Annotated in this window: 24 protein-coding genes and 1 tRNA gene; 10 read left to right on the forward strand and 15 right to left on the reverse strand. The window is 42.2% G+C overall.

Annotated elements, in window-relative coordinates:
• Positions 1–123 precede the first annotated feature (123 nt).
• From Q0L00_RS12180 to lepA, 4 genes are all read right to left on the reverse strand, one after another.
• Complete coding sequence (locus Q0L00_RS12180) at positions 124–663, reverse strand: DsrE family protein (RefSeq protein ID WP_297337157.1); 540 nt, start codon at positions 661–663, stop codon at positions 124–126.
• A 96-nt stretch (positions 664–759) separates the two neighbouring features.
• Positions 760–841, reverse strand: a tRNA-Leu gene (locus tag Q0L00_RS12185).
• Between the two features lie 78 nt (positions 842–919).
• Positions 920–1,801, reverse strand: coding sequence for a tetrahydrofolate dehydrogenase/cyclohydrolase catalytic domain-containing protein (locus Q0L00_RS12190; protein ID WP_297337158.1), 882 nt, complete (start codon positions 1,799–1,801; stop codon positions 920–922).
• A gap of 291 nt (positions 1,802–2,092) precedes the next feature.
• Entirely contained in the window at positions 2,093–3,880 is a 1,788-nt protein-coding gene (gene lepA, locus Q0L00_RS12195) for a translation elongation factor 4 (protein WP_297337159.1), read from the reverse strand.
• Positions 3,881–4,070: 190 nt separating this feature from the next.
• Between lepA and Q0L00_RS12200 the strand changes: the two genes are divergently transcribed.
• Positions 4,071–4,607, forward strand: a complete 537-nt coding sequence (locus Q0L00_RS12200; RefSeq protein ID WP_297337160.1) for a DUF4924 family protein — start codon at positions 4,071–4,073, stop codon at positions 4,605–4,607.
• 76 nt (positions 4,608–4,683) lie between these two features.
• Here the strand turns inward: Q0L00_RS12200 and Q0L00_RS12205 are convergent, their stop codons facing one another.
• Complete coding sequence (locus Q0L00_RS12205) at positions 4,684–6,612, reverse strand: AAA domain-containing protein (protein WP_297337161.1); 1,929 nt, start codon at positions 6,610–6,612, stop codon at positions 4,684–4,686.
• Between the two features lie 62 nt (positions 6,613–6,674).
• Here Q0L00_RS12205 and Q0L00_RS12210 point away from each other — a divergent pair, with 62 nt between their 5' ends.
• Together Q0L00_RS12210 and Q0L00_RS12215 are read left to right on the forward strand one after the other, a co-directional pair.
• The gene (locus Q0L00_RS12210) at positions 6,675–7,280 is read left to right on the forward strand and encodes an ACP phosphodiesterase (protein WP_297337162.1); all 606 of its coding nucleotides are present in this window, start codon (positions 6,675–6,677) and stop codon (positions 7,278–7,280) included.
• Positions 7,267–7,725: a hypothetical protein gene (locus Q0L00_RS12215; RefSeq protein WP_297337163.1), complete on the forward strand. Its 459-nt coding sequence runs from the start codon at positions 7,267–7,269 to the stop codon at positions 7,723–7,725. The genes Q0L00_RS12210 and Q0L00_RS12215 overlap by 14 nt, the downstream gene beginning before the upstream one ends.
• A 16-nt stretch (positions 7,726–7,741) precedes the next feature.
• On the opposite strand, the gene Q0L00_RS12220 is transcribed toward Q0L00_RS12215, so the two are convergent.
• The 5 genes from Q0L00_RS12220 to Q0L00_RS12240 form a co-directional block, all read right to left on the reverse strand.
• On the reverse strand, positions 7,742–8,281 hold the full coding sequence (locus Q0L00_RS12220; protein WP_297337164.1) for an inorganic diphosphatase: 540 nt from the start codon (positions 8,279–8,281) through the stop codon (positions 7,742–7,744).
• 74 nt (positions 8,282–8,355) lie between these two features.
• Positions 8,356–9,441: a hybrid sensor histidine kinase/response regulator gene (locus Q0L00_RS12225; protein ID WP_297337165.1), complete on the reverse strand. Its 1,086-nt coding sequence runs from the start codon at positions 9,439–9,441 to the stop codon at positions 8,356–8,358.
• The gene (locus Q0L00_RS12230; RefSeq protein WP_297337166.1) at positions 9,434–11,533 is read right to left on the reverse strand and encodes a 7TM diverse intracellular signaling domain-containing protein; all 2,100 of its coding nucleotides are present in this window, start codon (positions 11,531–11,533) and stop codon (positions 9,434–9,436) included. Before Q0L00_RS12230 ends, Q0L00_RS12225 begins: the two co-directional genes overlap by 8 nt.
• Complete coding sequence (locus Q0L00_RS12235; RefSeq protein ID WP_297337167.1) at positions 11,530–12,216, reverse strand: hypothetical protein; 687 nt, start codon at positions 12,214–12,216, stop codon at positions 11,530–11,532. Before Q0L00_RS12235 ends, Q0L00_RS12230 begins: the two co-directional genes overlap by 4 nt.
• A gap of 4 nt (positions 12,217–12,220) precedes the next feature.
• Positions 12,221–14,488, reverse strand: coding sequence for an Rv1355c family protein (locus tag Q0L00_RS12240; protein WP_297337168.1), 2,268 nt, complete (start codon positions 14,486–14,488; stop codon positions 12,221–12,223).
• 201 nt (positions 14,489–14,689) lie between these two features.
• Between Q0L00_RS12240 and Q0L00_RS12245 the strand changes: the two genes are divergently transcribed.
• Positions 14,690–15,163, forward strand: coding sequence for a response regulator (locus Q0L00_RS12245; RefSeq protein WP_297337169.1), 474 nt, complete (start codon positions 14,690–14,692; stop codon positions 15,161–15,163).
• A 1-nt stretch (position 15,164) separates the two neighbouring features.
• On the opposite strand, the gene Q0L00_RS12250 is transcribed toward Q0L00_RS12245, so the two are convergent.
• The 3 genes from Q0L00_RS12250 to Q0L00_RS12260 are packed head-to-tail and all read right to left on the reverse strand — an operon-like array spanning position 15,165 to position 18,362.
• Complete coding sequence (locus Q0L00_RS12250; protein ID WP_297337170.1) at positions 15,165–16,376, reverse strand: alanine dehydrogenase; 1,212 nt, start codon at positions 16,374–16,376, stop codon at positions 15,165–15,167.
• Positions 16,357–16,797 (reverse strand): tRNA (adenosine(37)-N6)-threonylcarbamoyltransferase complex ATPase subunit type 1 TsaE, encoded by a 441-nt coding sequence (tsaE, locus tag Q0L00_RS12255; protein WP_297337171.1) that lies wholly within the window; start codon positions 16,795–16,797, stop codon positions 16,357–16,359. The genes Q0L00_RS12250 and tsaE overlap by 20 nt, the downstream gene beginning before the upstream one ends.
• An 8-nt stretch (positions 16,798–16,805) precedes the next feature.
• On the reverse strand, positions 16,806–18,362 hold the full coding sequence (locus Q0L00_RS12260; protein ID WP_297337172.1) for a bifunctional response regulator/alkaline phosphatase family protein: 1,557 nt from the start codon (positions 18,360–18,362) through the stop codon (positions 16,806–16,808).
• 60 nt (positions 18,363–18,422) lie between these two features.
• Here Q0L00_RS12260 and Q0L00_RS12265 point away from each other — a divergent pair, with 60 nt between their 5' ends.
• From Q0L00_RS12265 to Q0L00_RS12290, 6 genes are read left to right on the forward strand one after another with little or no spacing between them, the layout of a single operon-like run.
• The gene (locus Q0L00_RS12265; RefSeq protein WP_297337173.1) at positions 18,423–19,655 is read left to right on the forward strand and encodes an HD domain-containing protein; all 1,233 of its coding nucleotides are present in this window, start codon (positions 18,423–18,425) and stop codon (positions 19,653–19,655) included.
• A 16-nt stretch (positions 19,656–19,671) separates the two neighbouring features.
• A complete protein-coding gene (lpxD, locus tag Q0L00_RS12270; RefSeq protein ID WP_297337174.1) occupies positions 19,672–20,694 on the forward strand; it encodes a UDP-3-O-(3-hydroxymyristoyl)glucosamine N-acyltransferase in 1,023 nt (340 codons plus the stop codon).
• A 38-nt stretch (positions 20,695–20,732) separates the two neighbouring features.
• Complete coding sequence (locus tag Q0L00_RS12275) at positions 20,733–22,127, forward strand: bifunctional UDP-3-O-[3-hydroxymyristoyl] N-acetylglucosamine deacetylase/3-hydroxyacyl-ACP dehydratase (protein ID WP_297337175.1); 1,395 nt, start codon at positions 20,733–20,735, stop codon at positions 22,125–22,127.
• Positions 22,124–22,903: an acyl-ACP--UDP-N-acetylglucosamine O-acyltransferase gene (gene lpxA, locus Q0L00_RS12280; RefSeq protein ID WP_297337176.1), complete on the forward strand. Its 780-nt coding sequence runs from the start codon at positions 22,124–22,126 to the stop codon at positions 22,901–22,903. Before Q0L00_RS12275 ends, lpxA begins: the two co-directional genes overlap by 4 nt.
• 2 nt (positions 22,904–22,905) lie before the next feature.
• Positions 22,906–23,526 (forward strand): ATP-binding cassette domain-containing protein, encoded by a 621-nt coding sequence (locus tag Q0L00_RS12285; RefSeq protein WP_297337177.1) that lies wholly within the window; start codon positions 22,906–22,908, stop codon positions 23,524–23,526.
• 58 nt (positions 23,527–23,584) lie between these two features.
• Positions 23,585–24,070 (forward strand): hypothetical protein, encoded by a 486-nt coding sequence (locus Q0L00_RS12290; RefSeq protein WP_297337178.1) that lies wholly within the window; start codon positions 23,585–23,587, stop codon positions 24,068–24,070.
• Positions 24,071–24,118: 48 nt separating this feature from the next.
• Here Q0L00_RS12290 and Q0L00_RS12295 read toward each other — a convergent pair whose 3' ends face one another.
• On the reverse strand, positions 24,119–26,506 hold the full coding sequence (locus Q0L00_RS12295) for a Smr/MutS family protein (protein WP_297337179.1): 2,388 nt from the start codon (positions 26,504–26,506) through the stop codon (positions 24,119–24,121).
• Positions 26,506–26,856 (reverse strand): DUF4296 domain-containing protein, encoded by a 351-nt coding sequence (locus Q0L00_RS12300; protein WP_297337180.1) that lies wholly within the window; start codon positions 26,854–26,856, stop codon positions 26,506–26,508. Before Q0L00_RS12300 ends, Q0L00_RS12295 begins: the two co-directional genes overlap by 1 nt.
• Positions 26,857–26,927 lie beyond the last annotated feature (71 nt).

The raw sequence follows: 26,927 nt of genomic DNA on the forward strand, positions 1-26,927 counted from the left end.
TGGGTTTATATTTGAGAGTTCAAATTTAAGCTTAATAAAAAGATAATCCCTCGAAAAAGTTCCAATAAAATTATCACAGAATTAAACCAGAATTTTAGTCTTTATACTTTGAAGTCCAATTGCTTAAAAGCGAAGCATCACATAGCCTTGAGGCACATAGGTGGTAGCCGTCGTGAGCATGGAGTGCGCTAGCACAACATCGGGCCAAAGATCCTCTTTGGTAAACCCTCTGGCTATCAGGGACTGCCCACAAACCAAAATTTCGGCCCCACCTTCTTTTAAAGCATCCAATACTTTTAAATTGGGATTATCCGTCTTAAAACGCTCTTGATATTTTTCATGGTTCAAAATACTAAAAACAGCTCCACCATGAACCACTACTTTGACATGAAGTCTTTCTTTTGGAACGCCAGCCAAGCCATGTAAATTCATCAGACGGGCAACATTATCGACATACCGATTAATTTGAGCAGGATTATCTGCCCCAGAAATTAAATCAACCAATATTTTATATTCCAAACTGGGATCAGGTCGCTCAGTTGCATCCGGAATTTCAAAAATCCCTCCATAGCCTTTGACTATTGGGAATTGTGCTACTTGAGCCCATGTTGGAAAACTAGCCAAAAGCAGGAAGTAAGCAAAGAGCAATAGGTTCTTTTTCATAGCAATGGTTTTGAGAAAGGAAAAGTAAACAAAAATCCAAATCCCTTAATACCTTTAATCAAAAAAAGCCTCTCCAATTTAATCGGAAAGGCTTTGTGCGCACGAGAAGATTCGAACTTCCACACCCGAAGGCACCACCCCCTCAAGATGGCGTGTCTACCAGTTTCACCACGTGCGCAGATTAGGGTTTGCAAAAGTAGAAAGCTAGAACTTTCGAAGCAAACCCGATTTGGGCTTTTTCAATAAATTTTAAGACCTAAGGATAAATTTTCTTCTCTGCCGCTTGCAGGGTATTGTAAAGTAAAGACGCAATTGTCATCGGTCCAACCCCTCCCGGAACTGGCGTAATTGCAGAAGCTTTTTGGGAAACCTCATCAAACTTCACGTCACCGATCAGTCTAAAACCGGATTTTTTGCTGGAATCTGCTATGCGATGAATCCCCACATCGATAACCACCGCCCCTTCCTTAACCATATCTGCAGTCACAAACTCAGGCTTCCCAATGGCAACAATTAAAATATCTGCAGTTTGGGTGATTTCTTTCAAATTCTGCGTCCGGCTGTGCGTCAAGGTCACCGTGGCGTTTCCAGGGTTACCATTTCGAGCCATTAAAATACTCATTGGGCTACCGACAATATGACTTCTACCAATGACTACACAGTGCTTACCGGAGGTCTCAATTTCATAGCGCTTGAGCAACTCCACGATTCCATAAGGTGTGGCAGCCACATAAGCCGGCCAATTCAAGGTCATCCGTCCAACATTTGCCGGAGTGAAACCGTCCACGTCTTTTTCCGGCTTAATCTTGTCAGTTACCTTTTCAACAGAAATATGGTTTGGCAAGGGTAGTTGAACAATCAATCCGTCGATGTCAGGGTTTTCATTGACCTTTTCCACAACCCGAAGCAATTCTTGTTCTGATACGGTTTCCTCTAACCGGATCAACGTGGACTCAAAGCCAATTTCATGACAGGATTTTACTTTAGCCCCCACGTAGGTTTGGCTTGCTCCATCATTTCCGACCAGAATTGCCGCTAAATGCGGAATTTTCCCTCCTTCCGTTTTGATCTCAGCCACCCGTGCTGCGATTTCACTTTTTATATCCTGAGAGGTTTTTTTACCGTCGATTACTATCATGGTTATTATTTTTTAAACTTGGAAACTCACCATTTGCTGATCGTGATTCACTAGTGAGTCATTGTTATTTCTTTCCGGAGTTTCCCTACTGTTTCCCATCGAAAATCCATGAATAACACTCCAATGAATCGAAGGCATCCCGTCTAACTCCTTCTGGAGATTTGTTTTTTAATTATTCAAAAGGCAACTCCAGGTGTTCTGTATTCGAAGAAAATAATTTTCTTCAAATGACTAAACATTCACTGATGACTACGGGATGATGAAGGAAAATTAATGAGGTAGGTAGAACTATTAGTCCAGCTTCAACACCGCCATAAAGGCCTCCTGAGGAACTTCGACGTTTCCGACCTGCCTCATGCGTTTCTTACCTTTTTTCTGTTTTTCAAGAAGCTTACGCTTCCGGGAAATATCACCTCCGTAACACTTCGCCAAGACGTTTTTACGAAGCGCTTTTACGGTTTCACGCGCAATGATTTTAGTACCAATGGCCGCCTGAATCGCAATTTCAAACATCTGACGAGGTACCAGTTCTTTTAACTTTTCGCAAAGCCTCTTTCCCCATTCGTAAGCTTTATCTCGGTGCACAATTGCTGAAAGTGCATCGACCGCTTCTCCATTGAGCATCACATCGAGCCGAACCATATGCGAAGGCTGATAGCCTTTCAACTCGTAATCCAATGAAGCATATCCCCGGGAAATGGTCTTCAGCTTATCAAAGAAATCAAATACGATCTCTGCCAAAGGCATATCAAATTGCAATTCCACTCGTTCGGCTGTGAGGTAAACCTGATTTTTGATCTGACCCCGTTTGTCCATGCAAAGCTGAATGACCGGCCCCACGTATTCGGAGGCTGTGATAATGGAAGCTTTGACGAAAGGCTCCTCGATGTGTTTGAACTTGGTAGGGTCAGGCATATCTGAAGGAGCATTGATTACCTGATAGGTGTCATTGGTCATGAGCGCTCTAAACTGCACCGAGGGCACTGTCGTAATCACGGTCATGTCAAATTCCCGCTCCAATCGCTCCTGAATGATCTCCATGTGAAGCATTCCCAAAAATCCGCAGCGGAAACCAAATCCTAAGGCTGCAGAAGTTTCAGGTTCCCAAACCAAGGAAGCATCATTGAGCTGAAGTTTTTCCATAGAAGCCCTCAATTCTTCATAATCAGTCGTGTCTACAGGATAAATTCCCGCAAAAACCATCGGCTTGACATTTTCAAATCCCTGAATGGCTTTTTCACAAGGACGCTTAATATGGGTAATGGTATCTCCAACTTTGATTTCTTTGGCAACTTTCACCCCCGAGATCAAATACCCCACATTTCCGGCAGACATGGTTTGCTGGGGAATTTGATTGAGCCCTAAAATTCCGATTTCGTCTGCCTCGTATTCTCGACCCGTATTGACAAATTTAATCTTATCTCCTTTGCTAAACGTACCGTTGAAAATCCGGAATATCACCTCCACGCCTCGGAAAGGGTTATAAACCGAGTCAAAAATCATGGCTTGAAGCGGTGCATCAGGATCTCCGGTAGGAGCAGGGATACGAGTCACGACTGCTTTTAGAATATCGTCAATTCCAATTCCTGCTTTCCCGGAAGCTAAAATGATTTCTTCCCGGTCACAACCGATTAAATCGATCACCTCATCGGCTACTGACTCCGGGTCTGCACCAGGAAGGTCAATTTTATTCAAGACTGGAATAATCTCCAGGTCATGTCCTAAAGCCAAATACAGATTGGAAATGGTTTGAGCTTCAATGCCCTGCGAGGCATCCACGATCAACAATGCGCCCTCGCAGGCCGCAATGGACCGAGACACTTCGTAGGAAAAATCTACGTGCCCGGGAGTATCAATCAAATTGAGCGTGTATTCTTCCCCTTCATGCATGTATTTCATCTGGATTGCATGAGACTTGATGGTGATTCCCCGCTCCCGCTCCAAGTCCATATTATCCAACAACTGATCCTGCATATCCCGATCTGCGACCGTATGGGTCTCCTGCAACAATCTATCCGCCAATGTACTCTTCCCATGATCTATATGGGCGATGATACAGAAATTTCTAATGTTTTTCATAAGCATTTGTGCCGCAAAAATAGGGAAAAAGAAGGAGAATATTCCTTGAAACTAGGGGAAATAGCAGAACAGCAAAATGGTAAATGATCTGATTAGCTTTGCAAACTATCTTAACGAAGCCTTGTCTTTTACCCCCCGGCAAAACTATTTTTCTGCATTTCTTAACTTTGTTTCAAAATCTCAGGTAATCATGAAGTCAGTCGCCGAAAGCAAAAAATCCCAAAACATCGCCGAATACATTATTTACCTCTACCAACAGGAGGATCTCATCCGGTCTTTTCAAGGAAATCTGGAAGAAATTAAGCAATATGTGGTTGCACACTTTCCGGTTTCGGATCGAGAAAAAGAGGGGATTTTTCATTGGTATCAGGACTTCAGAAATCAAATGAAAAAGGAAGGAATCCAGGAAAATGGCCATTTGGAAGAAAGCCAAAAACTAGTTCAGGAACTCTCTCAAATTCATTGGCAACTCGTTAAAACTGACAAAACCTATTTCGAAACCTATCAAAAAGCAAAGCCCTATATTTTGCAGGCAGTGAAGGATGCGGAAGGGCAAAACTTAGGAAACGAAATCCAGATTTGCCTCAATGGCGTTTACGGGCTACTCCTTTGCCGGCTATTGGGAAAGAAGGTATCCGATGTGCAAGTGAAATCTGCGGAAGCTTTTGGAGAAGTGTTGAGTTTGTTGAATTTGGTCTATCAGCAGGAACGAATTTCGAAGAATTGACTGCAGTTGGGAGCCTTGAAAATTATTAACTGGAATGCTAAGGGGTTCAATCAAAAAGCATTCAATTGTTCAACTTTTAATCGGCCATAAACTCCCAAACACTTCGATAACCTCCCTTTTCCTCAAAATAACCCAGTAAAGAATCGAAAAATGGATGGACAGCCAAGGTGCTACTATCTCCGATCAAAATCAGCTTGCGCTTGGCACGGGTCAGGGCCACATTCATTCTACGTTCATCGGCCAGAAAACCGATCTCTCCCCTCTCATTGGATCGGGTAAGGGAAATCAGCATCAAATCCCGCTCCTGGCCCTGAAATCCATCCACGGTATCAATCGTAATCAAGTCAGCGAAAGCCTTGAGGTTGGGAAAATCATAGCTTTCGAAAATCAAGGAACGCAGATACCTCACCTGTGCTGAGTAGGGCGCAATCAGACCGATGGTCCAACCATTTTCTTTGAATTTTGATAGCCCAATCCGCTTGATTCCTTCATTCAAATAGGTACAGGCGAATACAGCTTCTTCAGGATTAAAAGTACTCAGACTTTCCTCCTCCTGCCGATCGGTGTAGCCCGCCCCCGCAGTATCGATCCACTCCAATACCGATTCATTTTCAAAGAAATGCTGCGTGGTATTTTCTGCCGCATGCAATTTTCCTCCGTAAAAATAATCATTGGAAAAGCCCATGATTTCAGCTTTCATCCGATATTGCACTTGCAGGAGTTCAGCTACCTGAGGCTTTCGCTGGATCACTTTTTCCATAAGCGTCATAGCTAATCCCTCTTTTGCTGCATGGTAGGACTTGATCGTTGGAGGAAGTTGCAAGTGATCTCCCGCAAAGACTACCTTTTTTGCCTTTAAAATGGGGATCCAAGTGGCCGCCTCCAATCCCTGTGCGGCTTCGTCGATAAAGACCACATCAAATACCATCCCTTTCAAATGATGAGAAGAGGCTCCGACTAGGGTACTGGCAAAGACCTGAGTCTTTTGAAAAATATCAAAAGAAATATATTCTTCCAGATGCTTGGCCGCTTCTCTAATTCGTCCTACTTCGTCAAAAAGTAATTTGCGTTGTCTACGTTCTTCGGGACCAAAATTTCGCTTGTATTGTTTAGCCAGTTTGAGGTAATGATCGATGTCTTTGCGAAGCTTTTTCAGGTCTCGGTACGATTCATGATAGGCTGTTTTTGCATCCAGGGTCTGATTGAGAATCTTCTCCTCCACCCGAGCCGGATGGCCCAGCCTAAGGGTGGAAATCCCCAAATCGGTCAACTTTTCAACTAGCAAATCTACCGCTGCATTACTTGGAGCGGAAACAAGAATAGACCTGCCCGCTTCCACGGCCTCTTGAATGGCCTGAATAAGCGTGGTGGTCTTACCGGTACCCGGAGGGCCATGAATGATGGCCACATCCTTGGCCTGGGCGATTTTGGCACAGGCTTGATTTTGGGAGTCGTTGAGCAAAGGGCTTTTTGCTCGTGTTTTTTCACTGAAATGGGGCTGTTGATCGCCTAAAAGGATTTCTCTGAGCTCTTTGAGCCGTTGACTTTCTGGAGAAATCACTTTTTTCAAGGCGAATTCCATCTCCCGATAGCTTGCCTCATCAAAGAGCAAATCTACTCCCAAGCGGCTACTCTCCATCCATTCGGGCAATTCATCTGCTTGAAGCGTCACAATCATCCCGTCCTTTTTGACCTGATTGATTACGGCATTGATTCGAGTATCCTGTTGGGCATAGCCCTCTTGTGTGGAAAAGAAGGCGACAGATTTTCCGGATTGAAAAGAAGAATTCTGGCTTTGATCTAGTCTTACGATTTCGACCAAAAGTCGCTCGCCCATTCCGATTTTCACTTTTTTAACTTGAATGGGGTGCCAGGTGATGCCTTCCCTTTTTTTATCAGCAAGCGAAGTGGTTAAAAATTTCTTCTTGTATTGAGCCAGGTCCTCTTGCCATTCCTGCTTTAAAAGTTTCAGTCCTTTTTTTAATTCCTCGGTGACTTTGTCCATCAATGTGTAATTTGTCAACGAAACTAATCAAAAGCACTTGTGTTTTTGTAACAAAACTACGTATGAATTTCCTCGCGCATGCCTTCTTATCTTTTGGACAGGAAAAAATCCTGGTAGGGAATTTTATTGCGGATTTTGTCAAAGGAAAACAAATCAATGAGTTCGAAGATGAGATTATGTTGGGAATTTTACTTCATCGGGAAATTGATTATTTCACCGATTCCCACCCCTTAGTAAAGGCCGGACAATCTTATTTGCGCAAAAAATTCGGCCATTACTCCACTGTCATCACAGATGTGTTTTTTGATTATTTTTTGGTCAAAAACTGGAAAAATTTTTCCAGCAGACCACTTCCGGAGTTTATTCAAGACACCTATTCCACGTTAGATCGGTATTTAGAGGTAGTCCCTGAGCGATTTTCTTACATGTATTCCTTTATGAAAAAAGACAATTGGCTGCTCCACTATGGAGAGATTGAGGGCATCCAGCGGTCATTGACAGGAATGTCCAATCGGACCAAATTCGAATCCAAAATGGAGGTAGCCCATTTGGCACTTGTGGAATATGAACCTCAATTTCAGGTGATTTTCTTCGCTTTTTTCAAGGAATTGGAGACTTTTGCATTCGCAAAACTTCAAGAAATCAAAAACGCACATGGTCGTCATTAAACCCAAAGGCTCCACTTATTTCTCACTTGGATTGATTGTCATCGCTTTACTGGCGGGCCTGATTTTCATTCTCAGAGACTTCGCATATACCGGTAGCTTTGGGCTTTGGTTTTACCTCATCGCAGCTTCCTTAATCACTCTGGTGCTGCTGATGCTATTGGTGAAAATGCTGGCTGGATTTCGTTTTATCACCGCGGGCAGAGATCAGATTATTGTCAAACTCCCCCTTCGAGGGTATCAAAAAGCCTATCCCATCGCCGATATTTTGGCTTGGGAGGAAGAGGTGGTTCTGGCCAATAAAAAAGAATTTAGACAGCTGACGGTAGCTTTTTCGGATCATCAGTCTATCAGGGTATCCAATCATGAACATGAGGCCTACCTAGATTTGGTGAAATACCTTCGAAAAAAGGTGGCTAAAAAAGAGGTAAAAAACAAAAAAGCCTGATTGCTCAGGCTTTCGGTTAGCGTTGATTTCGGAAATTTTTATCATACAATTCAATACTTTCCCGAATGATCCGTAAAGCATCTTCCTTTCCCAGAAAGTCCTCTACTTTGACCTCCTTATTTTCTAATTTTTTATAGTCCTCAAAGAATCTGTGAACTTCCTTCATCAGGTGCGGAGGAAGCTCGTCAATGTCATTGATGTAATTGACCGATTGGTCACCGGCTGCCACGGCAATGATTTTGTCATCGGCCTCGCCACCATCGACCATCCGCATGACACCAATCACTTTAGCCTCAACCAAACACATGGAAGGAATATCAATTTGAGAAATAATTAAAATATCCAATGGATCATGATCCTCACAGAAGGTCTGTGGAATAAATCCATAATTAGCAGGATAATGAACGGCTGAAAACAATACACGATCCAGCATCAGCATGCCTGATTTTTTGTGCAGCTCATATTTACCTTTACTGCCTTTGGGTATCTCCACCACGCCCATGACAATTTCAGGGGCGTCTTTGCCTATATTGACATCATGCCAAGGATTTATCATAATTTTTTGCTTTTGTTTATAAAAAGTTAGGCTGCAAAGATACGCTTTCCTTTAAAAAATCCCCATTATACCGGTCATTTAAGGCTTGGTAGAATCACTCGAAAAGTAGTCCCTACATGAAGCATGGATTCCAACGAAACAGTCCCTCCGAGTTGTTCCACGGCTTCTTTGACCATATAAAGCCCCAAACCCGTGCCTACATTTTTTTGAGTGGCGCGCATAAATAAATTAAAAACCTCAGGATGATGCTTGTCATCTATCCCTATTCCATTATCCTCAAGCAAGATCGTCGCTTCATTTTCGCTGACATCTACGGTCAAAGCAATCCGTTTTTCTCCGGGTTCATGCTTTTGAAACTGCACAGAGTTGCTAAACAGGTTATTTAAAATCACCCGGATCTTGGAATCGTCACAATAAAAGGGTACCTGTTGATTGATCTGAGTTTCGATATGAAAATGGCTCAAATCAAACTTAGCTTGATAGGCCTCCATCTGCTGATTGATTACCTCGGCAAAGTTGATTTCGGAAATTTTATGCTCAATTTTTGTGGAACGGTAAAAGTCCAGCATTTTATAAATAAAATCATCAAGCTTGGTTGTTGCCGTGTCGATCATGTCAAAATATTCCAAAATCTGAGGATCGGAAACTTCCATTTTGGCCAATTTGGAAACTCCTGAAATACTCATCAGCGGACCTCGTAATTCGTGTGAAAGACTGTAAACAAATTGATTCATTTCACTATGCAGCTTTTGAAGACGAACGTTCTTCTCTTTCAATTCTTGGCGCATAAAAAAAATATCGGCCGCATTCTTAATTGAATTTTTGATCTGCTCAATATTCCAGGGCTTGTCGATAAACCGGTAAACCTCACCCTTATTGATCGCATCGATGACACTGGCAATATCCGAATAACCCGTCAATAAAATCCGAATGGGATCTGGGTTAATTTCGATGAGCTTTTCAAAAAACTCCGTCCCCGTCATTCCTGGCATGCGTTGATCTGCAATAACCACATGGATATCCTCCTGTTGGGCTATTTTCAAGCCCTCCTCTGCGTCTATGGCAGTAAAAATCTTAAAATCCTTTCTCAGCGTGGCCCGAAATGACTTGAGATTATTATCCTCATCGTCAATGTAGAGCACATGAATGTTGCTATTCATACTTAGATGTGCTTTGATAAATAGGTAGCGTTATGATAAAAGTAGTCCCTTTGCCCACCTCAGTTTCCACCTCCAGTGTGCCTTTGTGATTCTCAATAATAGAATAAACAATCGAAAGCCCCAAACCTGTCCCCTTTCCTACAGATTTAGTAGTAAAGAAAGGTTCGAAAATCCGCTGTCTAACATGCGCTGGCATACCCGGTCCATTGTCCTTTATTTCTACTACCACCGCATCACCCATAGACCTGGTTTTAATTTCTATCTTCGGATCATTGATTTCATCGATGTGATCACTCAAGGCATGAACCGCATTATTGATTATATTCATGAAAACCTGATTGATCTTACCTGCAAGACACTCGACCATGGGGAGCTCAGCAAATTCTCGAACAATCCGGATTTTCCCGGGGATAGAGCTATTCAACAGGATCAAGGTACTGTTGATGCCGTCATGCAAGTCGACTTTTTTGATATCCTGCTCATCCACTCGCGAGAAAAGTCGCAATCCTTTTACGATTTCAACCGTACGCTTTGCTCCTTCCTCCATCCCTTTGAGCAATTGATCCACTTCCTCAAGCACATAATCCAGCTCCAGATCCTCTTCGAGCTGTTTGGCTTTTTTGATGGAGTCTGGGGTAAACTCCTTAGTGGCCGTATTTCTATAAAAATCTATCACTTCCATGATATCGGCCACATCACGTTTTAGTGGCATAATATTGGAACTCACAAAATTAATCGGATTGTTAATTTCATGGGCAATACCTGCGGTTAACTGCCCAAGTGAAGCCATTTTTTCCTGACTGACCAGCTGACTTTGGGTGTTTTGAAGGTTTCTCAAAGCTTGCTCGAGTTCATCAGTTCTCAGCCGGACTTTATCTTCTAGCAAGGTATTTTGTTCCTTGATCAGGGATTCATTTTCTTTCAACACTCTTAAACGCTCAAGCTGTTCTGCTTCTTTCTCTTTCTTCAAAATGTTGATTTTATCGGCTAGTGCAAAGGAAAGGAGTAACGCCTCAAATGCAGAACCGAAGGTAAAAATGTAATTGGTGATAAAGTTATGGGGCAAAATATTTAGATCACTTAAAAGAAAAATAATCATACTGCAGATCAATAAAAACCAGGAAATCAAAAAGAACTTTGCGGGTCGATATCCTTTCTTGAGTGAATAAATAGAAATAGAAAGCAAAAACAAGGGAACTATCCCCAAGAAAATCTGAAGTAATCGGAATTTGACCTGACCAATGCCAAAATCAAATAAGAAGGCCAGTAATATGAATAAATAAACCGAAATGATGCCTTGGCCGATTTTATAAACTTTCCGATTGAAGGATTTGATTTTTAGAAATTTCAGTGAATAGTAAATCCCCACTATATTGACCAAAACTGTACTGATATAAAAACTGTATTCTCGTAAAAACAAATTATTCGGCCAAAAGTAAGAGTCTACATATCCGCCTAATATTCCCTGGGTCAATCCTACAAAGAAAATATAGGTGATGTAAAGCCCATAAATCCAGTCTTTGGTAGATGCCCAAAGGAATAGATTATAAAAAAACATGGCGATCACAATGCCAAAATATAAGCCAAATAAGACATTCCGCTCATCCAAGGATAATCCCGAATCTGACTCCTTTATCAATTCTATGGGGATATTATTATTCCCAAAACTTTTGACCCTGACGTAAAATACTTTACTGTCAGTCTCTGAAATGTCTATCCGGTTAAAAAATGAATTGAAGTCTGTTTTTTGAAAATTAATCCTACCCACTTTTTCCAGCAGCCGTCCCTGTTGGTCATAAACATCGATTTCATTCAACATGGGATTGCCAAATGAAAGAAAAACCCGTTCCTCAGCCGAATAATCACTTTTTAATTGGATTTTAATCCAAAAACTTTCATCCGAATACCCTAAAGAAAGAAAATCTCCGTCCACAGAATTGAACTCCTCATTGGGGAGTGTGATGACTTCACTTATCGCTCTTTTTTCCTGTGAGGAGGGAGTCCAGCCCAAATAATGAAAATCACTTCCCTTTTGCCCGCATGATACTGCCAACAGGACGACAAGCAGTAGGTAAATTTTATCTAATTTCATTCGATATAGGAGGTATAATCTAGTGTCACATCTTTTCCTCTGTAATTTTCCCGGATAATCAAGCGTTGGTTATTTCTAATTTCAAAAATTGAAGCCCGTATCTCATCGGCCATTTTGGGCAATCCTACCGCATCATGAAGTTTCATTGCTGTGGCAATCAAGTCTAATTTCGGGTAATAAAAGGTCCCATTATTGCCGACCTGAGTCAAAATTTCATAGCCCATTTCCAGACCAAGCCTAACAGTGGTGGGCGCAAACAAGGCATAGAGCGAAGTTAGTCCTAATTTTGGAGTCAAGGCCAAGCAAGCCTTTGACATAAAAATAGCTCCAATACCCAAGCCTGTGATTTTGCGTGAATTCCAAAGACCGCAAATCTCTCCGGTACCCGCATCCAAATCTTTGCTGATCACATCCTTGATGGTATGGTCCAGCTCTTCTATGGCTTCAACCATCGGCAATGGAAATCGCTCATTCGCTTTGTGAATCCTGGCACCTCCATAAATCAATCCATCCTCCTCCGATTCAACGATCACCACGATAACATCCGGGTTATTCACCCATGTGTCACTCGCTGAGGTGACTTTTTTTACCCCGATACTTTCCAAAACTTGACGATGTCCTTCTATGAACTTTTCACATCGCTCTGGATCATCCACCGCCTTGAATGCTATCAGCTTAAACATAAAATCATAAAACAAGTAAGGTTTCACTCAAATCTCGCCGATAAGACCGTACGGATGGTTCTCCGGCAATATTTAACCTAAACATAAAGATTTCTTTGTAATCTAGGTTTTTATTAAACAAGGTATTGAATTCTTTTTTGTATTGATGGATTAATTCAACCTCCTCGTCCCCAAACCCATGATTTTCATCCATAGCCAGTTTATGAAAGATAAACATCGCTGCGGTCACCGGCTGAAAGCTAATCCCCTCCATATTGGCCTTGATCCAAATCCGCTGCAACACCTTTCCGGCATTCAAAAATGTCGAAGGGCTGAAGTCCTTCGCTTGTAACAAAAAAATCCCAGATGAACTCATCAAGGTTTCTTGAGAAATTTTGGTCAGACCATAGCCCATCAGGAATTTTCTAAAAAACCGGACCGTCCTCGGATCTTTTAACAGACTCATTGCGGCCCGTTCCGCTCCAGATAATTCTAAGGTGGCAATGTCGATTCCATCTCCGGTATCTTTGGCTTCTTTTTCAGTCCACCGGACTTCTTGTATAAAATCCTGCAATCCCTGCTCATGAAAGAGCCGCATTCGATCCATCCCCCCAATAACCTGGGTTAATTTTTCCAAATCTTCTTTCGAATCCAAATTCTCCAGAATCATATTTTCCTCAGTTGCCATGGTGATGAGGTCGCTAACCAATCCGGGATCCAAAGGCATTCTTTTGGTATTTTTTCGATTGGTACAGCGTAAAGCCACCCCATCTACCAGATTCAGGTATGGGGCCTCAATCACAGAATCCTGTTTGGAAACAAAACGGATACTGGCAATACATTCCTGCTCAAATTTCTCTATTTGGGAAATAACCTCAATTTCCAACCCCTTTTTCCCGGCAAAAAGACGGATATTTTCAAGAGCTGCACCAAATGCAATCAAAGAACCGGTTCCTTTAAAGTCCAGCAAAGAATGACTCCGGACTTGATCATGGATCAAGTGTAGAACCCCCTTTTGATCAAAAACCCATATCCACGGCTGAATATTTCCGCCAGATGGGGCTAAGTTGGCAAAAGTGACTAATTCAGCTAATTCAGCCTGGCTGAGCAAATAGCCGGAAGGAAGTACATTGGTTGCAATTTTATCTTTTACTTCCCCTCCCACGACCGGGGGTGCAGGAACAGGCATGGTCTCAACGGGAGTCTCAATTTTTACGAGTTCATCCAGATCTACATAATATCTACCCGACTGTACCGTTTCTCCCAAAAGTAATTTTCGGCCTACATGAGCAACAGTTGCTCCTCCAAGATACACCGCTGAGGCCAACTGTGGCCAGCTGCTGATCGATTGGCCTACCTCCAGAAGGGAAGCTTTCATCCGAGGCGAAAGGGTATCGGTTCCGGTGATTTTTAACCCAATTCCTACTTTTTGAGTAGTGGATAACCCCTTTAGAGATTCCAGGTTAACATTTCCCAATAATCCATGGAAAACCGGTCGATTTGGCTCTAGGTCAAACCGCTCTACGTCAAGCATGCCCCGATCTGAGGTCTCCATAATCACAGGGATCCCAGTTGCTTGCGCTTTTTTTCTAAGCAAAACTTTAATATCCAGACTATCACATTCATCTATCAACAAATCCAACTGCCCGTCCTGGGTTAAGAAATCATCGATATTTTCCTCAGACACACCTTTCCGATAAAGCTCAATCTCCAAGTAAGGATCAATCTCGCTAATTTCCCGGGCTGCAATGACCGTCTTTTCCAGGCCCAAACTTGTCACTCCGGCTTTGATTCGATTCAGATTACTAAGCTCCAGTGTGTCAAAATCCGCTAATCGCAAAATCCCACAACCTCGCTCCAGCGCTATGGCATAGGCCACACTTTGCCCCACGGACAACCCAACAATTCCAATTCTTTTGGAAGCCAGATTTGCTTGCTCCTCAGGTGTTATTTTATAATTGTTTCGGGAAGTACGAACCTGGATAAAGTCCTCTCGATGTAACAAATGGACCAGGGTGGATTTCCAGGGAAAATAGACCCAATTTCCAAAGCGCTCTTTTTCCTTAGATTCAAAAAACGAGGAAATTTTCTCTTTAAGTTCCTTTTCTTCAAAATTTTTAGAAGGGTTTCTAGCTTTAATCAAGTCCCCAACCTGACTTTCGATTTGGTCCAAAACTGTCACAGAGGGGTTATTTTTCAACTCCTGGAGTACTCGATACTCCTCTGGATTAGCTGGATCAAAAAAAACTGGCTTTACCTGATCTTGGGGATCATGGTGGAACAATGGAAACATATGAATAGGGTACCTACTGGTGATTAGCCTTGTAAAGTTAGTTTTTGATTTATAAACTCAACTATTTTTAGTGATAATTTATCAATTATTGTTGATTTTTTCATTTCGATCAAGTTTTCGGGTTAAAAGAAATAGTTTGTTTTTAAGTAAAAAAAACAATTATTTAGTATAAGTTTTTAAAATTTTATTTGCCGGAAATAAATGGAAACCACATCAGAAGAAAAAATAAAGATTCTGTACGTAGATGATGAAGAAAATAATCTTCAGGCATTTAAGGCTACTTTCAGAAGAGATTACAAGATATTTTTGGCAATATCAGCTCAAGAAGGAGTGGATATTCTTTCCAAGGAAGACATCGATATCATCATTACCGACCAGCGCATGCCAGAGAAAACCGGGGTGGAATTTTTGGAATCTATTATTCCTATTTATCCCAATCCGATTAGAATTTTACTCACTGGATACACTGATATTCAAGCGGTGATCGATGCGATCAATAAAGGTCAGGTATACCACTATCTCACCAAGCCATGGGAGGAAGATTACCTCCGCACCGTGATCAAAAACGCTTATGAAATCTACACCTTAAGACGAGAAAACGAACGGCTTACTCAGGCACTGATTAAAGCAAATGACCAGCTTGAATTTCTCCTTCGACAAAATCTCCTTTCCTAAATTAATACCTAGCAGCCAATAGCAATTGTAACTCTTTATGGTTAAGATTAAATCTTTTTGCTAAATACGCATTGGTCAAGCTTCCTCTGTAGGTATATACGGCTCGCAAAAACCATCGGTAATTAAATATCATTTCCTCTGCTCCCCCCAGATCGGCCATTTGTAAAATAATGGGCGTAAAAATATTGCTCAACGAACAAGAAGCCGTCCGAGCTACCCGAGAAGCGATATTGGGGACACAATAGTGAATAATGTCATGCTCCTTGTACACAGGTTCACTGTGCGAAGTCATCCGAGCGGTTTCAACGCAGCCACCCTGATCAATAGAGACATCAATAATGATACTCCCATGCATCATGTTTGCCACCATCTCCTCTGAGATAACGATTTTATTCCGGCCTTTTTCTGCTCGCAGGGCCCCTATGACCACATCCGCTTCGGAAAGCGCTTGGGTTAGAGTCAAATTATCAATCGTAGAAGTATAAATTTGCTGACCCAGCAATTGCTTCAATCGGCGGAGTTTATAAATGTGATTGTCAAAAACTTTAATATTTGCGCCCAAACCCAACGCTGTACGTGCGGCATATTCAGCCACCGTTCCTGCCCCGACGATCACGACTTGAGTAGGTGGTACTCCTGTAACCCCACCTAAAATCAGACCCTTTCCCTGATTGACACTGGACAGGTATTCTGCAGCAATCAACATTACCGTACTCCCTGCGATCTCTGACATGGCACGGACTACCGGCATACCTCCTACTTTATCCTCTAAGTATTCATAGGCCAAAGCCGTGATTTTTTTTGAATTGAGCGCTTCAATAAATTCCTTGGACTGCCTTCCCACTTGCAAGGCCGAAATCAAACAAGCTCCTGTTTTCATTTCAGCGATTTCCTCAAGCGTCGGGGCGTCCACCTTGAGTACGATTTCTGCTTCAAAAGCTTCTTTTGAGCTATAAACCACTTTTGCCCCAGCATCTGAATAATCCTGATCGGTAAATTTAGCCTGAAGGCCTGCCCCAGTTTCTACTACCACCCTCAATCCATTATTGGTCAATAACCCCACTGACTCAGGGGTAAGAACAATTCGCTTTTCTTCCGAGGATTGTTCCTTTGGCAAACCAATAATTAGAGCTTTATCTCCTTTTTTTACTTTGGCCGGAGCCTCCTTGGGGATCAATCCTACAGCGGGGATTTCATTTATTTCTGTGGGCATAGTTGAGGTGTTGGTAGGTGATCTTTCTTTGGTCTTCAGATAGAACTTCCAATTTAATCAGAAAAAATTGCTCCGGGATAAATCCACCGAGATTCTCAGCCCATTCAATCCAGCAATAATTTCCACTATAAAAATAATCATCTACCCCGATTTCCAATACTTCCAATGGATCATCGATGCGGTAAAAGTCAAAATGGTACAAGGGCTGAAAGTCTTCCGTCTCATACTGATTTACTATCCCAAAAGTGGGACTACTCACCGGGTCTACTACTTTCAACTGTCTACTCAAGGCTTTGATTAGGGTAGTTTTCCCTGCCCCCATTTGCCCCTGAAAAACCCAAATTCGCTCCTGTCCTGCTGCAATGACCAATTCCTTTGCAATTGAATCCAATTCCCGAAGTTGATATGTTCGCTCGACCAATTTAATTTCTATTTAGGGGTAAGGTACACAATCGGTACAATCATTTCTTCCAAAGACACCCCGCCATGTTGAAATGTATCTTTGTAGTAATTGACATAATAATTATAATTGTTCGGGTAGGCAAAGAAATAATCCTCCACGGCAAACACGTAGGTCGAGGAGACGTTGAGTCGGGGAAGTTTGGCCTCTTCCGGTTTTCTGATTTCAAATACTTTTCCGGACTCAAAATTCAAATTTTTTCCTTGCTTGTACCGAAGATTTGTGGTGACATTTTTATCTCCGATAATCCGATAAGGTTTATTGACTCGCTTGGTCCCATGGTCGGTAGTGATGATGACCGCTGCCCCAGCCTGATGAATTTTTTTCAAGAGTTCGAATAAACTCGAATGCTCAAACCAACTTTTGGTCAAGGACCGGTACGCTGATTCATCGGGGGCCAATTCCCGGATCATCTTCATGTCTGTCCGCGCATGGGAAACCATATCCACAAAATTATAGACTAATACATTCAATTCATTGCCCAACATGGCATGAAATTGATCCAATACGGATTTACCCTGTTGGGTTTGAATAATTTTGGAATAGGAAAATTTGTACGGAATCCGGTTTTTTTCCAAGTTGATTTTCAGCCAATCGGGTTCAAAATTATTTTTTCCTTCATCAGAATCCTCATCTTCCCAGAAATTGGGATAAAATCGCGCCATATCCGAAGGCATCATCCCACTGAATAAGGCATTTCGGGCAAAGGCTGTCGTGGTGGGCAATATACTATAGTAGGATTCCTTTTCTTGGATGTTGAAATAAGGCACGATCAACGGCTCAATTTCTTCCCATTGATCAAATCGAAGATTATCGATCACGATAAAAAACAATGGGGTCTGTTCTTTTAATCGAGGAAAAACTTTTTTCTTCATCACTTGATGTGAAAGCAAAGGTTTATCCAGATTCCGCTCCTCCATCCAATCGAGGTAATTTTCTTTGATAAACCGGGCAAAAGAAGCATTGGCCTCCACTTTTTGTGTTTCAAGCACCTCCTGCATACTTTTATTTTCGGTATCATCAATCTGCAACTCCCAATAAACCAATTTTTTATACAGATTCTCCCAATCCTCATGATCCACTGCATCGCCGAGAGCCATGCTGATTTGCATAAACTCCTGCTGATAGTTAAGCGTGGTTTTTTCCTCGATCAATTGTCTGTTTTGCAAGATTTTCTTGACCGAGAGCCAAATTTGGCTGGGATTGAGAGGTTTGATGAGGTAATCGGCTATTTTACCACCAATAGCGTCATTCATGATATGCTCTTCCTCACTTTTGGTGATCATCACCACAGGAATTTGAGGCTTAATCTGTTTGATTTGCTGCAGAGTCTCCAGTCCTGTCATCCCCGGCATCATTTCATCAAGAAATATGACATCAAAATGATGGGACTCCACCTCCTCTATGGCATCCACCCCGGAGTTTACCGTAGTGATTTCATAGCCTTTCTGTTCTAGGAAAAGAATATGGGGCTTAAGCAGGTCGATTTCATCGTCTGCCCAAAGGATCTTTGATTTTTGGGACATTTCGGTTTCCGTTTCTTTTAAAATTATAATTACTTTTGAGTAAACAAAAACAGGCCTTCATTGAAAAGCCAGAAAATACTGAACGACCCCGTATATGGTTTCATCACTATTCCGAGTGAATTGATTTTTGCCATTATTGATCATCCTTACTTTCAGAGATTACGCCGAATCAAGCAGCTGGGTTTGACTGATTTTGTCTATCCAGGTGCTCACCATACCCGCTTTCACCATGCCATCGGAGCCATGCATCTGATGAGTATCACCCTAGATCACTTACGCAATAAAGGTACCGAGATCAGCGATGAAGAATACGAAGCTTCCCTGATTGCTATTCTTCTACATGACGTGGGGCATGGACCGTTTTCCCATGCCCTGGAGTACAGCCTGTTAAAATCCGTACCTCATGAGTTGCTTTCTCTACTTACCCTAGAACTGCTCAATCAAGAATTTAGTGGCAAGTTAACCCTAGCTTTAAGAATCTTTAAGAATCAATACGAAAGAAAGTTTTTTTTCCAACTCGTTTCCAGTCAGCTGGACATCGATCGCTTGGACTATCTTCAGCGGGATTGCTTTTTCACCGGGGTATCCGAAGGAACAATCGGTGCGGATCGAATCATCAAAATGATGGATGTCAAAAATGATCAAGTGGTCATTGAGGAAAAAGGAATTTATTCGATCGAAAACTTCTTAAGCGCCCGTAGGCTAATGTATTGGCAGGTCTATCTGCACAAAACCACAGTCAGCGCTGAGAAAATGCTCATAAATCTGATCACCCGTGCCAAGCACCTCAGACAATCCGGGACAAACTTTATGATTTCAGATGAGTTTGACTATTTGTTGTCCCATGAGCTTACCTTAGCGGATTTTCAAAGCAATCAAGGCTTATTGAAAATATTTCTGGAACTCGACGATTTTGACATTTGGGGAGCAATTAAACTCTGGAAAAGACATCCCGATTATATATTGCGAAATATTTCACAGATGTTTTTGACTCGAAATCTATTCAAAATCAGGCTCAGCAATGAAAAACCTAGTGATGGTGAAATTGCCGAGCTTCAGGAAAAAACCCGGATGAAGCTGGGAATACCCGAGTCTGATTTGCCTTTTTTCTTCTCCAGTGGAACGGTAAGCAATTATGGTTACTTGACCCGAGACCGGATTAATATTTTGACCAAAAAAGGAGAAGTTATTGATGTCGCTCAAGCAGCAGACCTTCCTAATATCAAAGTAATGAGTAAAATCGTTGAGAAACACTACATATGTAAGGCAAAAAGCCTAAATTTAAACTCCTAAATCCATCAGAGAAACTATGGAATTTACCACAGGACAGATTGCCTCTCTTCTAAACGGAACAGTGGAAGGAGATACTTCCCTTAAAGTCAGCCGGCTGGATAAAATCCAAGAAGGAAAGTCAGGGGGCATCTCCTTTCTTTCCAATGAAAAATATGAACCCTACCTCTACACCACAGAGGCCACGGCAGTGATTGTTTCAGAAGGGTTTAAACCTACCAAATCATTTCGCACCAACTTGATTCGGGTAAAAGATGCATATACCGGCTTTACGCAATTGTTAGAAGCCTATGTGCAATTATCCAAATCTGCCTTGACAGGTGTAGAAGAACCCTCTCATTTGGACCCCAGTAGCAAAATAGGACCAAACGGCTACAGAGGAGCATTTTCCTATATTGGAAAAAACTGTGAACTAGGCGAAAATGTAAAAATACATCCTCAAGCTTACATCGGGGATCGGGTCAAAATCGGGGACCATACCGTAATTCATGCTGGTGCAAAAATCTGTGCTGATACGGTAATCGGATCTCACTGTGAAATCTCCCCCGGAGCAGTTATTGGTTCAGATGGATTCGGTTTTGCCCCCCAGGAAGATGGAAGCTACAAAGCCATCCCTCAAATCGGAAATGTAATTTTGGAGGATTGGGTCAGCGTCGGGGCCAACTCCACCATAGACTGCGCGACCATGGGATCGACGATTATCAAAAAAGGAGCAAAAATCGATAATCAAGTTCAAATCGCACACAATGTCATCATCGGGGAAAATACGGTAATCGCTGCTCAAGCCGGTATATCGGGATCGACCGAAATCGGTAAAAACTGCGTTATCGCCGGCAAAGCGGGAATTGTAGGCCATATCAAAATCGCAGACCAAACCACCATAGGTGCCAATTCAGGCATCAGTAAAACCATTAAAAAGCCTGGTCAAACTCTTTTTGGCTACATGGCCATGGACATGAAAAACTTCCTGAAATCCTACACCATTTTCAAAAACTTGGAGGGACTTGAAAATCGAATCAAAGAACTGGAAAAAAAGCCTTAATTTTGCGCCCCAATGCATTTGAAAAGGCTGAAGAAGAAATGAAAGTAAAACAACACACCATTAAGAAGCAAGTCGAACTATCGGGAGTTGGGCTCCATACCGGAGTAATTTCCAATATGACTTTTTTACCTGCCCCGCCTAATCACGGGATCAAATTCCAGCGAATTGACCTGGAAGGCAACCCCACCGTGGATGCAGATTGTGATTTGGTGGTGGATGTTTCCCGGGGAACCACCTTGGAGCAAAACGGCGCAAGGGTTTACACCGTGGAGCATGTACTGGCAGCTTTGGTGGGAATGGAAATAGACAACGTCTTGATTCAACTGGATGGACCCGAACCCCCGATCATGGACGGCTCATCCATCCAATTTATTGATGTTTTAGAGGATGCCGGACTGGAGGAGCAAAATGCATTGAGACGTTTTTTTGAAGTTCAGGAAAGCATTCAATACAAAGATCCCTCGCGGGAGGTAGAAATGGTTGCACTGCCTACCGATAATTACCGAGTGACCGTTATGGTGGATTACAACTCCCCAGTTTTAGGAAGCCAACATGCCTCGATCACAGACATTTCGCAGTTTAAATCCGAAATCGCTTCCTGTCGAACATTCTGTTTTTTGCATGAACTTGAAATGCTGTATAACTCCAATCTAATCAAAGGGGGAGATCTGAATAATGCCATCGTGGTGGTGGATCGAGTAGTAGAAGAAAAAGAGTTGGCAAATCTGGCCAAAATGTTTAACAAACAACGGGTTGAGGTAAAAAAAGAGGGAATACTAAACAACGTGGATCTCCGCTATCGAAATGAACCTGCAAGACACAAACTGCTCGATGTGGTCGGAGACTTGGCTTTGGTCGGAAGACCACTTAAGGCCCAAATTCTGGCTGCCAGACCAGGTCATGCAGCCAATGTTGCTTTTGCTAAAAAATTAAAACGAGCAATGGAAAAAGCGGGTGCCTCGCATATCCCGCATTACGATCCGAAACTTCCTCCGGTAATGGATATCAATCAGATAAGTAATATTCTTCCTCATCGTTACCCATTTCAGTTGATTGATAAAATCATTTATTTAGATGACACTATCGTGGCGGGAGTAAAAAATGTCACCATGAATGAGCCGTTTTTCATGGGCCACTTTCCCGGGAACCCTGTAATGCCTGGTGTACTTCAGGTGGAAGCAATGGCCCAAACTGGAGGAATTTTGGTTTTGAGCACAGTAGATGACCCGGAAAACTATTGGACCTATTTTCTTGGAATCGAAAGTTGTAAATTCCGAAAAATGGTTCTTCCAGGAGATACATTGATTTTTAAATGTGAACTTTTAGCTCCGATCCGAAGGGGAATCGCAAAAATGAGGGGAGAAGCCTATGTGGGCAACACCTTAGTCTGTGAGGCTGTAATGACAGCAAGTATAACGCGAAAAGAGTCATGATTAGCCCATTAGCACATATTGATCCGGGGGCAGAGCTTGGGAAAAACGTATCCATCGACCCGTTTACCATGATTCATGATAATGTGATCATTGGCGATAATACCTGGGTGGGCCCCAATGTAACCATTTTCCCGGGGGCCAGAATAGGTGAAAACTGCAGAATTTTCCCAGGAGCAGTTATCGCAGGAATCCCACAAGATCTGAAATTTCAGGGGGAAGAGTCCACCGTAGTGATTGGAAACAATACAACCATTCGGGAATGCGTCACCATTAGCCGGGGAACGGTAGATAAACAAACGACCGTCATCGGAAGCAATTGTTTATTGATGGCCTATGTCCATGTTGCTCATGACTGTGTCATTGGAAGTAATGTTATTATCGCCAATTCAGTACAAATTGCAGGACATGTTTCAATAGATGACTGGGCGATAGTCGGCGGATCAAGTGCCATTCATCAGTTTGTAAAAGTAGGAATGCACTCCATGATTTCAGGTGGGTCTTTGGTAAGAAAAGACGTTCCTCCGTTTACGAAAGCTGCTCGCGAACCTCTTTCTTACGCCGGGGTCAATTCACTTGGACTACGCAGAAGAGGGTTTTCCAGTGAAACGATTGCCCACATTCAAGAGGTATATCGCTATCTTTTCCTCAACAGCCTTAACAACAGTAAAGCCCTGGAAGAAATTGAAGTCAACCTCCCTGCCACAAAAGAACGCGATGAAATACTCAACTTTATCCGTTCATCTGAACGAGGTGTCATGAAAGGTTATATCAATTAAGTATGCTGAAAATCCATCTAGAAGAAGCTTCGAAGCGATTTCAATACGAATGGATTTTTAAAAATCTCTCCCTTGAATTAGTCACCGGAGACTCATTGGCCATCACTGGAAGTAATGGATCGGGGAAATCAACCTTGCTCAAATGCCTTGCCGGAGCAATTCCATTGACCTCGGGAAAAATCAGATATACGGAATCCTTAGTTGAAATACAGGATTCGGATTGGTTTTATAAATTGACCCTTGCCGCCCCCTATATGGAACTTCCGGAAGAGTTGAGTTTAAGAGAACTGATTCAATTTCATTTTAAATTCAAACAGTTGAAAGCGGGCATCCAACTTTCAGCCATTGCTCAACTCCTTTATTTGGATCAGCATATGGATAAGCAAGTCGGACTATTTTCTTCCGGAATGAAACAGCGATTAAAACTGGGACTGGCTCTTTTTTCAGAATCACAGATCGTGTTTTTGGACGAACCCACTTCAAATCTAGATAAGAAAGGAATTGCCTGGTATCTGGAAATGATTCAGCAGTTTACAAAAAATCGGATTTTGATTGTTTGCTCCAACGAGCCCCGAGAATTTGAATTTTGTCAACAAAAGATCGCTTTGGAAGATTATAAATGAGCCAAGTCTTTGATCTTCCATCCATATCATTAATTTTATATTCCATAAAAGGAAACTCATGAAAATATCATTGTTTAGATTAGGCCTGCTGGCCTTTATTTTAATCGGTTCTTTTTCTTGCGGAGGAGACCCTACCCCTCCTCCACCCCAGCAGACAGAGGAAGAAATCGCCATAGAAGCGCTAACCGGTTCAGGTTCCCAAACTTGGGAAATTTCAAACGGAGGATCAGTAACCAGAAGTGGGACAGATGTGACTGATCTTTACGAAGGGTTCGAAATCATCCTCAATTCAGGATCCTCTCAGACCTACACCACTCGAAACAACAACGACTTGTTTGACAATTCTGGGAATTGGAGTTTTGCTGGGACTAATTTTGATAAAATTACCTTAACCGGAACTCGACCAGCAGCAGGAAGAGAAATTTCATTCACGGTCAATGGAGATGACCTAAGATTGGAATTTAACATTCCAGCCCCAGAGGCAAGAGTCGGGGAAAACTTTGCGGTTTCAGGTAATTATGTATTCAATCTAGTCAAAAATTGATCCGTCATTTAAAAAAAATAGAATGGGAAGTCAGCGGCTTCCCTTTTTTTATTTAAGGGTCACCAAAGTTACGCCCGCACCACCCCGGTCGGCATGCTCATCCTCCATTTTTCTCACCGGAGCCATAGTCCGCAGCAGATTTCGAGTGATCTCCCTTAAAATCCCATCTCCTTTTCCATGGACAATCCGAAGATCCTTGACACCAAGCATATTCCCATCATCGATAAAATTCTGAACTAAAGGCAAAATCTCCTCTCCTCTTTTCCCTCTTAAATCAAGATTGGGAGAAAAGTCCATCATCTTTTGCGTAGTACTAAATCCTGTACGACTATTTGCTGATTTTTGCTCCCTTTTTATTTGAGTATTGGAAATCTTTTCCAAACGTGTCAACTTCACTGTGGATTTTAATTCACCGATGGAAATATCTGCTTCTTTGGCTTTCAGCTGCAAAACCTGGGCAATCGCTCCATTATCCTTTAATCGTACCCAGTCGCCAACCTCAATTTTCCCTCCCAGAACCTTAACTTCAGGGTCCTTTAGAGTCGTTTTTTCGGGCTTTATCTCCTGTTTAAAAGTTTCCAGTTCCTTTCTCAACTGAAGCGTTTTTTCTTTCTCGGCTTTGCCCTCCCTAATTTCCCGTATCGTCTTTTCGATTTTTTTATTGGTCTCATCCAAAATCCGTTTTGCCTCCAATTTGGCTTCTTGGATGTAGCGTTTTTTGGTTTGATCAATCGTTTCCTTCAACTCATTATACTCTGTCAGACGGGTTTTGAGGAGTTTTTCTTTTTGTTTAACCTCTTGCAGTAACTCAGCATATTGGTTTTTTTCGTTTTCGAGCTTAGTTAACAAGCGATCGTAACGAACCCGATCCTCTCCGATTTGAGCTTTGGCATAATCTAAAATTTCTCGCGCAACTCCGATTTTTGAGGCAATTTCCAAAGCAAAAGAGGAGCCTGGCTTGCCGATTTCCAACTGATAAAGTGGTTCAAGCTTTTCAACATCATAACGCATCGCCCCATTGACCAAGCCTTGATTTTTACTGGCCACCTGCTTGAGATTACCATAGTGAGTGGTAACTACTCCAAAAGCTCCGGCTTTATTCAAAGAAAGCAAGATCGATTCGGCAATTGCACCTCCAAACTGTGGCTCGGTTCCGGTCCCAAATTCATCAATAAAAAGCAGGGTTTTTTTATTGGCAAACTGGGTAAAGTATTTCATACTCATCAAATGAGATGAATAGGTACTCAGATCGTTCTCCAAATTTTGTTCATCCCCGATATCGATAAAGAAATGATCAAAAAGAGAACTTTTGGAGTCTGGATGAACAGGAATCAAAAGCCCACTTTGGAGCATATACTGCAGTAGAGCTACAGTTTTCAGCGTCACTGATTTTCCGCCGGCATTGGGGCCGGAAATCACCAAAAGACGATGCTGACCACCTAACTCAATGGATAAAGGGACCACTTTTTTCCCTTGAGCCTTCAGCGCCAACTCCAAAAGTGGATGCCTTGCTTGTGTCCAGGATATCACTCGCTCTCGGACCAAGACAGGTTTAACACTTCCTGTTTTTTGAGCAAATTTTGCCTTAGCACGGATGAAATCGATCAATCCAAGAAAATTGGTCGCTTTTCGAAGCAATGGAATGGAAGGCCGAAGTCGATCTGTGAGCTGGATGAGAATTTTGATGATTTCCCTGCGCTCCATGTATTCCAAATCTCGGATTTCATTATTGATGTCCAAGGCTTCTTCTGGTTCCATGTAAACGGTTTGTCCGGTGGCAGACTCATCATGGATAAATCCCCGCAATTTCCGCTTATTTTCGGCAGCCACCGGGATGACCAATCTCCCCGATCGGATTGTTATCGCCGCATCCTCCGGGGTCAAACCTTTGGCCCGAGCCTCTTTGAAAACCCGATCCATCACTTTGCGGAGTCTGCCTTCTTCATATAATATCTGATTTCTGATCAGTTGAAGCTCCTTACTGGCAGTGCTGCGTATCTTTCCTTTCTCATCAATTATCAATTCGATCGCCTTGAGCAATCCCATATCCAAATCAATCACCAGTCCCAGCAACTGGCTTAGGGCTGGATAAGATTCCCCATTTTTGGCAAAAAACCGCAAGCATCCCTGAAGGGTTTGCAAAGAAAGTTTGATCTCATGAAATTCTTCCTGATCCAAAAAGGCCCCTTCCAGTTTTGCTTTTTCTAAAAATGGATTCAGGTTTGTAAAATTAGAACTGGGAAAGTGCTCGCCTGAAATCAGTATTTGGAGAAATTCATCGGTTTGATCGAGCAGTTTCTGAACGAGCCTGGGATCTGAAGAAAACGAAACTTTGTCAACGTAATCCATTCCCAAAGCAGAAGTACATTCTTCCTTGAGCAGATCTTTGATCTTCTGAAAATTTATTTTCTGTTCGAGATTATCGGGATATAACATTAACGTTTTTCTTCGCTGGTTGGCTTGGTCTCACGAACGACCAAAGAATCAATCACACGGGCATAAATTCGATCCATTTGGTCAGGGTATTGAAGGTAATATCTCATGCTTTCGTTGAAAACCGAATCTGAGACTTCATGTTTTAAAAAAACATCCCGTTCCATCAATTTATAAAGAGTCTGTGAGGAATCATAGGGAACCGGCATCGCACTGGCGATGCCCTCAGTCAGGTGAATATCTACTAAAACGGTCACCATTTTATCCTCGGAAAGCACACCCTCAATAGACTCCTTCTCACTGCATGAAATCAGGTAAAAGATCGTTAAGACAAGAGCTAAATAATTTTTCACAGTACAAAATTAGGTTTTTTTAACGGATAATCTTCTTACCCTTCCTGTAAGGGAAATTTTATAATTGCTCG

The sequence above is a fragment of the Algoriphagus sp. genome (genome assembly GCF_024305035.1).
In the GTDB taxonomy this organism is placed as follows: Bacteria; Bacteroidota; Bacteroidia; order Cytophagales; family Cyclobacteriaceae; genus Algoriphagus.

Excerpts from the sequence above, each read along its gene's own strand:
- Q0L00_RS12260 (WP_297337172.1), bottom strand. The coding sequence starts at position 18,362 with ATGTCCCAAAAATCAAAGATCCTTTGGGCAGACGATGAAATCGACCTG.
- Q0L00_RS12295 (WP_297337179.1), bottom strand. The coding sequence starts at position 26,506 with ATGTTATATCCCGATAATCTCGAACAGAAAATAAATTTTCAGAAGATC.
- lpxD (WP_297337174.1), top strand. The coding sequence starts at position 19,672 with ATGGAATTTACCACAGGACAGATTGCCTCTCTTCTAAACGGAACAGTG.
- Q0L00_RS12290 (WP_297337178.1), top strand. The coding sequence starts at position 23,585 with ATGAAAATATCATTGTTTAGATTAGGCCTGCTGGCCTTTATTTTAATC.
- Q0L00_RS12225 (WP_297337165.1), bottom strand. The coding sequence starts at position 9,441 with ATGAATAGCAACATTCATGTGCTCTACATTGACGATGAGGATAATAAT.
- Q0L00_RS12220 (WP_297337164.1), bottom strand. The coding sequence starts at position 8,281 with ATGATAAATCCTTGGCATGATGTCAATATAGGCAAAGACGCCCCTGAA.
- Q0L00_RS12250 (WP_297337170.1), bottom strand. The coding sequence starts at position 16,376 with ATGCCCACAGAAATAAATGAAATCCCCGCTGTAGGATTGATCCCCAAG.
- Q0L00_RS12235 (WP_297337167.1), bottom strand. The coding sequence starts at position 12,216 with ATGTTTAAGCTGATAGCATTCAAGGCGGTGGATGATCCAGAGCGATGT.
- Q0L00_RS12285 (WP_297337177.1), top strand. The coding sequence starts at position 22,906 with ATGCTGAAAATCCATCTAGAAGAAGCTTCGAAGCGATTTCAATACGAA.
- Q0L00_RS12240 (WP_297337168.1), bottom strand. The coding sequence starts at position 14,488 with ATGTTTCCATTGTTCCACCATGATCCCCAAGATCAGGTAAAGCCAGTT.
- Q0L00_RS12210 (WP_297337162.1), top strand. The coding sequence starts at position 6,675 with ATGAATTTCCTCGCGCATGCCTTCTTATCTTTTGGACAGGAAAAAATC.
- Q0L00_RS12180 (WP_297337157.1), bottom strand. The coding sequence starts at position 663 with ATGAAAAAGAACCTATTGCTCTTTGCTTACTTCCTGCTTTTGGCTAGT.
- Q0L00_RS12215 (WP_297337163.1), top strand. The coding sequence starts at position 7,267 with ATGGTCGTCATTAAACCCAAAGGCTCCACTTATTTCTCACTTGGATTG.
- lepA (WP_297337159.1), bottom strand. The coding sequence starts at position 3,880 with ATGAAAAACATTAGAAATTTCTGTATCATCGCCCATATAGATCATGGG.
- Q0L00_RS12275 (WP_297337175.1), top strand. The coding sequence starts at position 20,733 with ATGAAAGTAAAACAACACACCATTAAGAAGCAAGTCGAACTATCGGGA.
- Q0L00_RS12200 (WP_297337160.1), top strand. The coding sequence starts at position 4,071 with ATGAAGTCAGTCGCCGAAAGCAAAAAATCCCAAAACATCGCCGAATAC.
- Q0L00_RS12245 (WP_297337169.1), top strand. The coding sequence starts at position 14,690 with ATGGAAACCACATCAGAAGAAAAAATAAAGATTCTGTACGTAGATGAT.
- Q0L00_RS12205 (WP_297337161.1), bottom strand. The coding sequence starts at position 6,612 with ATGGACAAAGTCACCGAGGAATTAAAAAAAGGACTGAAACTTTTAAAG.
- Q0L00_RS12230 (WP_297337166.1), bottom strand. The coding sequence starts at position 11,533 with ATGAAATTAGATAAAATTTACCTACTGCTTGTCGTCCTGTTGGCAGTA.
- Q0L00_RS12190 (WP_297337158.1), bottom strand. The coding sequence starts at position 1,801 with ATGATAGTAATCGACGGTAAAAAAACCTCTCAGGATATAAAAAGTGAA.
- lpxA (WP_297337176.1), top strand. The coding sequence starts at position 22,124 with ATGATTAGCCCATTAGCACATATTGATCCGGGGGCAGAGCTTGGGAAA.